The organism is Terriglobus sp. ADX1, assembly GCF_036877645.1.
Taxonomy (GTDB): Bacteria; Acidobacteriota; Terriglobia; order Terriglobales; family Acidobacteriaceae; genus Terriglobus.
Window position 1 is genome coordinate 43898 of record NZ_JAEDXV010000029.1, and the last position, 11759, is coordinate 55656.

The 11759-nt window shown below is 58.1% G+C and carries 7 protein-coding genes; 3 read left to right on the forward strand and 4 right to left on the reverse strand.

Annotated elements, in window-relative coordinates; genetic code table 11:
• Nucleotides 1-45: 45 nt before the first annotated feature.
• Together JAO32_RS16560 and JAO32_RS16565 are read right to left on the reverse strand one after the other, a co-directional pair.
• On the reverse strand, nucleotides 46-726 hold the full coding sequence (locus JAO32_RS16560; RefSeq protein ID WP_334242425.1) for a response regulator transcription factor: 681 nt from the start codon (nucleotides 724-726) through the stop codon (nucleotides 46-48).
• A complete protein-coding gene (locus tag JAO32_RS16565; RefSeq protein ID WP_334242427.1) occupies nucleotides 723-2378 on the reverse strand; it encodes a sensor histidine kinase in 1656 nt (551 codons plus the stop codon). The genes JAO32_RS16560 and JAO32_RS16565 overlap by 4 nt, the downstream gene beginning before the upstream one ends.
• Nucleotides 2379-2698: 320 nt before the next feature.
• Here JAO32_RS16565 and JAO32_RS16570 point away from each other — a divergent pair, with 320 nt between their 5' ends.
• The 3 genes from JAO32_RS16570 (at nucleotide 2699) to JAO32_RS16580 (ending at nucleotide 7012) form a co-directional block, all read left to right on the forward strand.
• Nucleotides 2699-3052 carry a PadR family transcriptional regulator gene (locus JAO32_RS16570; protein WP_443082611.1) on the forward strand — a complete coding sequence of 118 codons (354 nt, stop codon included), beginning with the start codon at nucleotides 2699-2701 and terminating at the stop codon, nucleotides 3050-3052.
• Nucleotides 3049-5700, forward strand: coding sequence for an ABC transporter permease (locus tag JAO32_RS16575; RefSeq protein ID WP_334242432.1), 2652 nt, complete (start codon nucleotides 3049-3051; stop codon nucleotides 5698-5700). Before JAO32_RS16570 ends, JAO32_RS16575 begins: the two co-directional genes overlap by 4 nt.
• A 331-nt stretch (nucleotides 5701-6031) precedes the next feature.
• Nucleotides 6032-7012, forward strand: a complete 981-nt coding sequence (locus JAO32_RS16580; RefSeq protein ID WP_334242433.1) for a c-type cytochrome — start codon at nucleotides 6032-6034, stop codon at nucleotides 7010-7012.
• Nucleotides 7013-7236: 224 nt separating this feature from the next.
• Here the strand turns inward: JAO32_RS16580 and JAO32_RS16585 are convergent, their stop codons facing one another.
• Together JAO32_RS16585 and JAO32_RS16590 are read right to left on the reverse strand one after the other, a co-directional pair.
• Entirely contained in the window at nucleotides 7237-8958 is a 1722-nt protein-coding gene (locus JAO32_RS16585) for an FAD-dependent thymidylate synthase (RefSeq protein ID WP_334242435.1), read from the reverse strand.
• Nucleotides 8959-9424: 466 nt separating this feature from the next.
• Nucleotides 9425-11599, reverse strand: a complete 2175-nt coding sequence (locus JAO32_RS16590) for a GH92 family glycosyl hydrolase (protein ID WP_334242437.1) — start codon at nucleotides 11597-11599, stop codon at nucleotides 9425-9427.
• Nucleotides 11600-11759: the final 160 nt, after the last annotated feature.

The following is an 11759-nucleotide window of genomic DNA, read 5'->3' on the forward strand; positions in this document are numbered from 1 at the left end:
TCAGGCGTGCAAATTGTATGTAAGGAATGTAAAGGTGTAGAGGAGTTAGATGGCGAGTTTGTATCCCGCGCCTTTGATGGTGAGGAGGAAGCGCGGATAGCGCGGATCTTCTTCGATCTTTTTGCGCAGGCCTGCGACGTGCACATCGACGGTGCGGCTTAGCATGCCGCCGTCTGCGGACCACACGTTCTCAAGCAACTCTTCGCGGGTGATGATGTTGCCGCGGTGTTGGTTAAGGTACTTAAGCAGTCGGAATTCGATGGGTGTGAGTGCTACTGCAATACCCGCGCGCGTGACTTCGTGTTGACGGAAATCGATGCGGATATCGCCGAGAGTTGCGATGTCTGGCGATGTTGCAGAGGGCTGCGAACGGCGTAGGAGAGCTTCAATGCGTGCCATGAGTTCGATGGGTTCGCAGTTCTTTTGCACGTAGTCATCTGCGCCGAGCTTGAGGCCGAGGACGCGGTCGATGACTTCGCCGCGTGCGGTGAGCATGAGTACCGGTGTGGCGATGCTGTTACTTCTTAGATCGCGACAGATGTCGAATCCGTTTTTGCCGGGGAGCGCAACATCGAGCAGGATGAGATCGAAGGCGCTGGCAGAGGCGGCTTGATAGCCTTTGCCTCCGGTGCTCTCCCATTGCACTTCATAGCCATCTGCACGCAAGCGGTCCATGAGGCCGATGGCAAAGGCGTGTTCGTCTTCGATGAAGAGAATGCGTGTCATACAGGGATTCTCAGTGTAAAGGTGCTGCCTTGTCCGGGTGTGCTTTCGACGGTGATGTTGCCGCCGTGTGCTTCGGCTGCGGAGCGCACGAGGCTGAGGCCGATACCGGAGCCGGGGATGTTTGTTTCTGTTGCGGCGTGACCGCGGTAGAAAGGATCGAACAAGTGTTCGCGATCAGTAGCTTCGATGCCGGGACCGCGATCCGAGATATGTACGAGGACTGCGCGATTGCCTGCGGAGTATTCGGCATGAATGCCGATCCAGCGGCCACTGGCGGCGTACTTGATGGCGTTGGAGATCAGGTTGTCGATGGCGATGCGGAGCAGGTTGGCGTCGCCGTGAATGGTTGGAAGGTCATCGGGGATGTTTTGCTCGACTTGAATTTGTGCGCGCGTGAGTTCGTCGCTGTGTGCAGTTAGAGCGGTGGTGATGATGTTCGCGATGTTAATCGGGGTGCGGGTTTTTGTGCCGAGGTTGGAGTGGATGCCTGCGTATTGCAGTGTCTGCTCAATCATTTCGCTGAGGCGGCGTGATTGCTGATGGATGAGTTCGCCGTATTGTGCGACCTTGTCAGCACCGGTCACCAAGCCGTCTGCCTGATTGCGCGAAAGTATGGAGATGGACGATACGGGTGTGCGCAGTTCATGCGAGACCGCTGCGACGAATTGCATGCGTTGTTCGGCGGCGCGTTGCATGCGATGCGCGCTGATGACGAGGAGCATGATGGATGCGCCGAGCAGAGCTTCTGCTGTGAACACGAGCAGAAGTTCTAATCGGCGCTCGTGCCGGAAGGATGCTGCGAGAGGAAGGCCGCGATGCGCTACTTGTAGTTCCCATATGTCGTTGGGAGGAGATGGTCGTAATGGCAGACCGTTGTTTTCGGTTTGAATCTGGTAGCGCTGGATGATTCTGCCGGGAGGTGTTGGTGTGTTGGTTGGACGTCCTGGTATGGGCGGGAGATTTCGCAGTGATACTGCGAAGAATGGTTTTCTTAAATCGGGATTGACTTGGGGGCCGTAGATTCGCTGCGCGTCGCGATGTCGCGGGACGATAGCGAAGTCGTAGTCGTTCATAGAAGAGTTACCGAAACTCTCTTGAAGAAGTTTCGGAACGAGTGTGGTCTTGATGAAGTCTTCATCGAGCAATGCAACGAAGCAATGGTTGGCGCGCGAGATATGGAAGACGCTCTGACCTTGTTTCGTTTTTTCGACAATGGATTGAAACACCGGCGTGGTGATGGTGAGCGGTTGCTGTGAGAGGATTGCGGCGCATTCTCCTGGACCCATCCACTGTGGTGTCGCTACTGGTGCGAATGAGCCGGAACGATTGGCGCGCAGGATGCGGGGTTGCGGGCTGGAAGCATCGACGAGGTAGAGCTCCTTCACAAGCCTTGGAAGCGCGGGCAGCTGCGCGTTTGTGGACCACGCTGTTTGAGCATCGTTCTGGAGGAAGCTGACGGTGTCAGCGATGTTGCGATTGAAGCGCGATGCGAAGAGTGATGCGGAGAGATCGATGTGTTCGCGTTCGCGTTGCAGATCTGCGGTGACCACGCGTTTTGACCATCGGTACTGCATCCATGCGACGACGCCGAGGAGTATGGCGAGCGTGATGCAGATGGCGATGAGAGTCCGGAAGCCGAAACGCAGGTGCATGGACGTGGATTGTAGTGATGGGTTGAGGGAGATACAAGGATTGCGCCCACTCAGGGGCTAAGGCCCCTTTGTTTTCGCGATCTGTACGGCAGGATAAGGCCTGTCCTTCCGGTTACTTCGTACCGTTCTCTTCGCTGTGCGTGTTCGCACTTTGTGCGATGTCCAGATCATTTTCACGAATTCAGGGAACCGTGGTTTGTCTGGGTCCGTATTACTTTTCACTTGATTGTTGGAGAGGCGGGACAGCATTTTCTTCCTTCCCATAGAAATTCGAGTGGTGTAGTATTCACTCCCATAGGAATTCGAGGGGAGAAATGGCAATGGCGAAGAAGAATCAGGTGGACGGCGAGATGTTGAAGGGCACGCTGGACATGATGATTCTGCGGACGCTGGTGGGCGGCGATGCGCATGGGCACACCATTGCCAAGGTGATTGAACACACTTCAGAAGATGTACTTGAAGTGGAACAGGGATCTCTTTATCCCGCGCTGCATCGGCTGGAGGATCGGCGTTGGGTTTCTTCGTATTGGGGAACGAGTGAGAACAATCGCAAAGCGAAGTTTTACAAGCTGACTGCGGAAGGCCGTAAACAACTGGTACGCGAAGTAACGCGGTGGCGACAGATGACGCGTGCGATTGGGTTGGTGATGGGCGAAGAGGGAGGTGCGCAATGAGCTGGTTCCGGTTCTTTCGTCGTAAGCGTTCCGATGCGGAGTTGCAGGAAGAGATGGCGTCGTTTCTGAATGAGGAGATGGCGGACAATGTGGCGCGCGGCATGTCGAAGGAAGAGGCGCGTCGACAGGCTCATATGAAGTTAGGGAGCAGGGAGAAGGTGCGTGAATCGTTGTGGGCGCAGAACTCGTTTCAGCCGCTGACGAGTGTTGCACGCGATGTGAAGTTTGCGTGCCGCACACTGCGACGTACACCGGGGTTCTCGCTGGTTGCAGTTATTGTGGTGGCGCTCTGCATCGGCGCAGCGACGTCGTTATTCACGATTGCGCGTTCGGTGCTGCTGCGGCCGTTGCCGTTTCACGATCCTGACAAGCTTGTGATGTCGTATGAGGACCGCACGAAGGATGGCGTGCGTCCTGCCAAGCCGGGATACAACCCGGTGTCTCCTGCGGACTTTTACGATTGGCGATCGAAGACGCATGGCTTTGAGGACATGGCCGTGACGCGCGGCGCGGGTTACAACCTGACGGGCGAGCATGGTGAATTGCCGGAGTCAGTGCGTGCCGCTGCGGGGTCGTGGAATTTGATGCGGGTGTTGGGTGTGCAGCCTGCGGTGGGTCGCTGGTTCACAGAGGCGGAGGATAAGCCGGGCAGCACCTTGGTGATGCTGACGTGGAGTGTGTATCAGCGGCGATTTGGTGGCGATGCAGCGATCGTGGGTCACCAGATTCATCTGGATGACAAGCCGTATACGGTAGTGGGTGTGTTGCCGTCGTGGTTCCGGTATCCGGATGCGGGGATTGTGTTGTGGGTGCCGTACCAGGGCGATATGGGAGAGACGCTGCTGCACCATGACTATCACCAGAGCCAGGTGATTGCGCGCATGAAGGATGGTGTTTCGCTGGCGAGCGCGGTAGCGCAGGTGCAGGCGGTGCAGATGCAGCTTCACCTTGCCTATCCGAATGAGCCGGTGCATGACCTGGTGGAAATGAGGCCGCTGCATGAGGACGTGACGGGTGATGTAAAACAGCCGCTGCAACTGATGCTGGGCGCGGTGGCGTGCATGTTGTTGATTGGCTGTTTGAATGTGTCGAACCTGCTGGTGGCGCGTGGCGCTGCGCGGCAGCGTGAGGTTGCGATTCGTAGTGCGTTGGGTGCGCAGCGTGGTGCGTTGATCCGCGAACAGATGACGGAGAGCGTGCTGATCTGTCTGGTTGGTGGCGCGTTTGGCGTGGCACTGTCTGTACTGGCGACGCAGATTCTTGCGCATGCATGGAAGGATTTGCCCAGCGTGCAAAGCATTCATCTGGACGGCACGGTGATTGCCTTTGCTTGTGCGTTAATGTGTGTTGCGGCGCTGGTTGCAGGGCTGCTTCCTGCGCTGTCATCTACGGACAAGTCGATGCTGAGTGCGATGCAGAGTTCTGCGCGTACTGGAGCCAGCAGCATGGGTCGCACCGCGTTGCGCAAGTGGATGCTTACCGTGGAGATTGCGATCACGGTTGTGTTGCTTGTGGCTGCGGGATTATTGGGTAAGAGCTTTCTGAAGTTGCGAACCACGGATGTTGGTTGTGTGACGAAGAACGTGCTGACTCTTCGTTACAGCCTTCCCGACAAGCAGTACGACACGCCGGAAAAGATTAATGCTTTTCATGAATCACTGTTAGAGCGCGTGCGCGCGTTGCCGGGCGTGAAGGCAGTTGCGCTGGGTAATACGGTGCCTGCTGCTGGATACTGGGGCGACTTTGTGTTCACGGTGAAGGAGCATCCACCACTTCAGGCGGGTGCGCCTTTACAAATTGGACTGGAGCGATGGGCTGATCCGGGGTACTTCACAGGGTTGGGAATCCCGCTGGTGCGTGGACGCTTTTTCACGAACCAGGATCGGTTGGACCGTGCGTACAAGGTGATCATCAGTAAGCAACTGGCGGATCGTTACTTTCCTGGAGAAGATGCGATCGGCAGGCACTTGCATGTGGCGGCTCATGCGTTGAAAGGTAAGCCGGACGCGGTGGATTACGAGATTGTTGGCGTGGTGGGCGATGTGATCTACCAAGTGGGTAAGGAAGCGCGACCGATGATGTACTTCCCGCTGCTGGATGGAACGATGGGCGGAGCAACGTTGGCAGTGCGCACGCAATATGACGCATTGCAGCTTGCGCTGCCGATACAGAAACAGATTGCGGCGCTGGATCCAGGGTTGCCGGTGGCGGATGTGCGGACGATGGATCAGGTGGTTGGTGAGTCGCTGGGGAATCAGAGTTTGAGTGCTGCACTGGTGCTGGCGTTTGCGGTGTTGTCGTTGCTGCTGGCTTCCGTAGGTTTGTATGGCGTGTTGTCCTATCTGACGGTGCAGCGAACGCAGGAGCTTGGCATTCGTATGGCGTTGGGTGCGAGGCGTGACCAGTTGCTGCAACAGATGCTGGTGGATGGCATGAAGCCGGCACTGTTCGGGCTTGGGCTGGGGATGGTCGCGAGTTTTGCAGTGACACGTGTGTTGCAGTCGATGTTGTTTGGAACAAAGCCGCTTGATCCTGCGGTGTTGTTTGGTGTGATTGCAACGCTATTGCTGGTGGCAATGTGCGCGTGTCTTGTGCCTGCATGGCGGGCTTCGCGCATTGAACCGATGCAGGCTTTGCGGATGGAGTGAGTGAGCAGCGCTTTCCGCGAGCCTATGGAATGCGCAACCTGTTTCCGCGTTGTGAGGCCCGCGTTCACTTGCGGTTGCTGGAATCACTACTACTGAGTGGACGTACTTTGTGCGTATCGTAGCGCGATAGGTACGTTGGTTTGCTATCGGCGTTGTAGTGGGCAGAGAGGAATGCAGGTCCTTCGGCTTCGCTCAGGATGACGAACTTCGTTCGTATGAGCTTTGCTTGTGAAGCTGGTTTGAGTATGGGCTTCGCTTCGAGATGAGGAAGATAGGTTTCTTCTCTTGCGAAGAGTTGCAAGATGTGGCGCGGATACGGCAGGATTGCTGGGTGAATTCACCCAAGGTTTTTACTGCGTTGTTTGCCGCGCTGGCTGTGGCTGCGCTGGGCTCGTCCGTTGTTCATGCTTATCCGGCTGATGCGCCGAAGGTTCCCGCGTGGGCATATCCGCAGGGAGTTCATGAAGAGCCAGCACCGGATGATGGGAAGCTGTATCATTTGCCGGGCAGCACGCAGGCGTTTACGGATACGCAGATTAATCGCGTGAATGCGACGATTGACTGGTTTCCGAAGTCGCATCCGGTGCCTCCTTCGCCAGTGATTACGGGGACGGAGAAGTACAAAGCGTGCGGCACGTGTCACCTGATGAATGGCGCAGGTAAGCCGGAGACGGGTGATCTGCAAGGGCTGCCAGTGGCTTATTTTCTGCAGCAGTTAGACGACATGAAAAATGATCGTCGTCATCCTGCATATACGCCATCGAGCCTGACGGGCATGATTGCGATTGCCAAGGCGCTGACGCCGGAAGAGGCTCGGCAGGCGGCGGAGTATTTTCACTCGGTTCCGGCGGTGACGCATGTCCGAGTGGTGGAGTCGGCGATGGCACCAGTGACGCATCCGGGGCCGCATACGATTCAGCTTCCTGATCCTTCGGGTGCGCAGGCGCCGATTGGCGATCGCATTGTGGAAGTGTCAGAGAATGTGGATCGGACGAAGCTGCGTGATCCTTCTACCGGGTTTGTTGCTTATGTACCTGTTGGCAGTATTGCTCGTGGTGAGGCCCTGGTGAAGAGTGGTGGCGCGAGCAAGATGGCTTGCACGATGTGTCATGGTGCGGATTTGAAGGGGATGAGTGATACGTTCCCGTCGCTGGCTGGACATTCGCCCACGGCTACGGCGCGGCAGTTGTTTGATTTCCGTAGCGGCACGCGCGATGGGAAGAATGCTGCGGCGATGAAGCCGGTGGTGGCTGGACTTTCTGATGCGGACATTGTGGATGTGGCGGCTTATCTGGCTTCGTTGAAGCCTTAGTGGTTGTTTCACCCCCTTGTATCGCGCGGCTTTACGGCAGGGCTGAAGCCCTGCCCTTTCGAGTACTTCGTACTGTCTCGAAAAGGTGCGCGAATGAGCGGTTTTGCCGCCCCAGGTTCGCTCTGGTCCCGAGGCATCGTAGTGAGCACAGAGGAATGCAGGTCCTTTGGCTTCACTTCGTTTCGCTCAGGATGACGACCTTTGGCCGTGTGAGCTTTGCTGGTTTAGCGGACGAGCAGGTCGATGGGTTCGTGTGGGTCGCGGATGCGGAAGTGTTTTGCAAGTGATGGGTATTGCTTTGCGACTTCCGAATACATTTGCCATGCGACGTTGCGGTAGCTCCAGTGGCCTGCGGGGGTGCTGCGGAGTTCGCAGATGTAGACGGCTTCTGCGAAGTCCATGGTGAAGAGTGAGCGGCAGCGGGTGGCCAGTGGCAGCACGTAGTCGGCTGCGTGCGGGTTGCACTTGTGAGGCTTGTTGTCTGTGCTGGAGATCCCGCTGGGTGGTGCGGCCCACTTCATCTGGATACCTTGTTCGTTGAAGTGAGGCAGCGGCACGGATGCGGCTGAATGTGCTGCGAGCTTTGGCGATGTGAGTGCGGCTGTCGCGTTGGCCGGGATGCCTGTGGCGTTGGCGTGGAAGGCGAACGCCTGCTGGATGAGTTCTGTGTAGCGCGCGAAGACGGGCGATGCCGATAGCGCGGGCTGCGATGGGAAGTCCGGGAGTTCGTAGCCGTGTGCTGTGGTCCAGGGCTGCAGGAGTTGCGTGCAGCGGCGGTGGCGGTGCATATCGCGGAAGCCGCCGATGTCCATGAGGATGTCAAAACGCAGGCCGTTGGCGGCGGCGAAGGCGCGGGGCAGTTCGTCGTGACGGCCGCGGTGCTGCAGGCCGAGGTCGATGATTTCGCTAATGCGCTTCTCGCTGAGTGAGGCGACGGCGTTGCGAATCTGACGGAAGCGGTACTGCGTGTGCGGGTAGAGCAGCGAGGTTGCGAGGTCGATCTCAAGGGAGAGTGTTTCGCCGGTGGGCGGCGTGATGAGTTCGACGTTGGGCGAGTCCGGCGGCATGGGGACGATGGATTCGCCGGCGAGGAGTTCGGCTGCGGCCTGCTCCAGCAGGGGTTTTGTGACGCGCGTAAATTCGCTGGGCGTGGTGTATTTGACCAGCGTGGGGCTTACGCGGACTTCGCGGCGCAGGAGTTCATGGGCCGAGCTGGCGATTTCCGGTTCGAGTGCTTCAATGGCCTGCACCAGATCGCTGCAGGCGGTTTCATTGACCTGCCATGCGGGGCCGGCGGCGGCGGCGCGGAGCTTTTCGCCGAGTGTACGGATTTCCGGGTAGTCGCTGCCGAGCAGGCGGGCTACCTGACCTTCTAGGGTGCGGGCGTTGGTGATCTGGCCGAGTGAGGTGTTGGTGGCCAGCGGCAGCAGGTAACGCGCCATGTCGTAGGCGCGGGCGCGGAGGGTGCGCGTGTAGGCCGCGTCGTCCATGCCCTCAGGCCGCGGTGCGTGTGCCTTCAACTCCGTGAGCATGCCTTCGCCGATTTCCGTGTAGCCGTCGAAGAGGCTTTCGATGGTCCTGGTGTATTCGGTTTGATTTTCGGCGTCGTCGAAGGTTGGCGTGTACCAGCCGGATTTGCGGAAGTTCTGGTAGCGCGTGCTGCGCTCCTGACCGTCCCAGCGCTGCTCGTCGACGAGGTCGATGGCGGCGAGGAGGGAGAGTCGCTCAATGGCGAAGGCGACGTGCGCGAGGTCCGCGATGGAGCGATGGCCGTACTGGAAGTAGAAGGTGTTGAGGAACTGCTCGGCCTTCTGCGAGGAGATTTCCGCCAGCGATTCGCGCAGGGTGAGCGCGGAACGGGAGTACTTGGCCATGGCGTAGGCGAGGACTTCGGGGTCGGCCCCGTGGATGGCGTAGACGTCAGTTTCGTTCTGGAAAGTGCTCATTGGCGTAGGTGTCAGGATAGCAAGTCAGCGGGTCGGCTTGGTTTGGCTTTTCCAGCGGAATCGTAGTGCGTGAAAGGAATGCAGGTCCTTCAGCTCCGCTTCGCTTCGTTCAGGATGACGGTCTTTGACCGTATGAGCTTCGCTTTTGCGAAGCTGGTTTGGTTTGGTGGCTGGAAGGGTTTGAGCGTGTCGCCGCTTGAAAATGTGTTGGGATTCTTCGCTTCGCTCAGAATGACCAACTGGTTGCTGTTCAGGATAAAGAACTGCGTTGCCGCTCAGAATGACGAACTGCGTTGTTTTTCACGATGGCCACCCTGCGTTGCCGCTCAGAATGAAGAACTGCGTTGCTGGTTCAGAATGACCAACGTTGCTGTTGAGGATGACGGACTTCCTTGGTGCTTTGACGGAAATGCCCGGATTTCTTCAGCGAAACCCGGGCATTCGGTTGTTGTTTACTTTTGCTTTGCTATTGGAACTTGGTGGGGTCGGTGTGGATGCTGGCTGGGGGCAGGTCTGCGTCCGCGGTGCCGAGGGTGGTGTTAGGGATGTTGCTCATGTTCAGGCTGAGTGTGCCGCCCGAGGTGAGGTTGCTGTGCGTGAACCAGAGGCGCGTGAGCGGCTGACCGTTCCATGTGGCGGACTGCACGTACTTCGCGTCGCGGCTGGTGTTGGGTGCGCTGACGATGAAGTCCTTGCCGTTCTTCAGATGGATGGTGACCTTGCTGAAGATAGGGCTGCCGATGTCATAGACCGGGACGCCGGGTGAGATGGGGTAGAAGCCCATCATGGAGAAGACGACGAAGCCGGTGAGGCCGCCGCCGTCTTCATCGCCGGGGATGCCGTGCAGAGTGGCGGGGAAGAAGGCGTCAATCAGTGAGCGGATGCGCTTCTGGGTTTTCCATGGTTGGCCGAGGCGGTTGTAGACGTAAGGGATGGGGAGCGAAGGCTCGTTGGCCATGCTGAATTCGCCCACCATGGAGGTGCTGTCCGGAAACTTTGCCTGGAAGGCGTACTTGCTGGCGGGCAGCGGTTCGCGGAAGAGTTGATCGAGGTTGGCGGTGGCTTTCTGCTTGCCGCCCATCAGGTCAAAGAGGCCGTCGTAGTCGTGGACCACGTCCCATGTGTAGGTGTAGGCGTTGTTCTCGTCGTAATAGTCGCGACCGCCCATGCCACCGTCGAACTTGGGATCGATGTTGATCCAGTTGCCCTTGTCATCCTTGGGCCATGCGAGGCCTTTGTCTGCGCGGAAGAGGTTGCGGTAGTTGGTGCTGCGCTTGAGGAAGAGTTCACGGTCTTCCGGCTTCTTCAACACGGTGGCGAGTTGTGCGATGGACCAGTCGTCGGTGCTGATTTCATACGTGACGGCGACGGCTTGACGCTTTTCGAAGTCGTTGACACCGGCTACGGTTTCCTTCTCGCCGGGATGCAGCGCGGGCATGTAGCCGTGCGTGCTGTAGAAATCGTCAAGCGAGGTCCTGGGGCCGAGTTCCCACGGCAGGACTGTGGTGTCGAGTGCGCGCTTGCGCAGACCTTCATAGGCGGTGGGCAGATCGAAGTTGCGAACGCCCTTGTTGTATGCGTCGGCGATCCACGGAGCGGCGTGGTAGCCGTTCATGGTGGCACCGGGGCCGGATGCCAGAGCGAAGGTGGGCATGATGCCGCCCTGTTGATACATGCGGACGTACGACTGAATCTTGTCTGCCTGCATGTCAGGATTCAGGATGGTCTGCAGCGGCTCCATGGCGCGGAAGGTGTCCCACAGCCAGTTGTCCACGTAGAAGGGGCGTGCATCGGTGTGGACCTTGTGATCGTAAGCGGAGTAGTACTTGCCGTCTTCTGTGATGAGGATCATGCGCTCCATGCAGCGATAGAGCGAGGTGTAAAAGACGCGGCGCTGTTCGGGTGTGCCGCCTTCAATGTCGATCTGACCGAGCGCCTTGTTCCATTCGGCGCGGCCTTCGTCGCTGGTGCGCGCGACGTCCCAGTGATTGATTTCGCGGTGCAGGTTTTTCTTTGCCTGCTCGACGGAGATGAAGGAGACGCCGTAGCGGACTTCGAGATCGGACGTGTGCGCGGTCAGGGTGAGTTTCTTGTCGCCGGGCGTTGCGGTGACGGGATGGTTGGTCTCCGCATAGAAGTAGGCGGTGAGACCCATAGCCTTTTCTTCGCCGGACATGGCGTCTTTGCCTTCTACCTTGAGTGCTCCGGGATGCAGGTTGCGCAGCGTTACGGTTGCCGTGTCGGCGTCGTAATGAAAGCGGAAGATGCCGGACTGATGCGACGGTGCGAACTGGATATCAATCTTCGCTTGATCGAGACGGCTGGTGTAGAGATACGGCGTTGCGTGCTCGTTGTCGTAGGTCTGCGGCGTGCCGTCGCCGGGCAGGATGGCGAAGAGATCGGGCTGACGATGCGAAAGGATGGTCAGCGGGAAGTATTGGATCTGGTCATCGAGCGCGTCATTGCGCACGGGGTACACGCGCACCATGCTGTTGGGGCGATACGCCGTGGGACGTGTGGGAACAAGCAGGATACCGACGTTGCCGATGGTGGTGTCCACTTCGTCGACGGGGGATTTCTGCTGCGCATATGAGGCGGTGGTTGCTACGAAAAGGGCTGCGATGGCGATGAGTTTGCGCAACGTGGAAAGCTCCTGCTTAGGGTCGAGGGAAGGATATCGCAGAGGGGATAGTAGACGGGTTGCCGGCTGTTCAAAGCTGTAAGTGTCTTTTGTTTGCGAGTTACCGTTTGTGGCTTGCCGGTGGAATCGTAGTGCCGGGATAGGAATGCAGGTCCTTCAA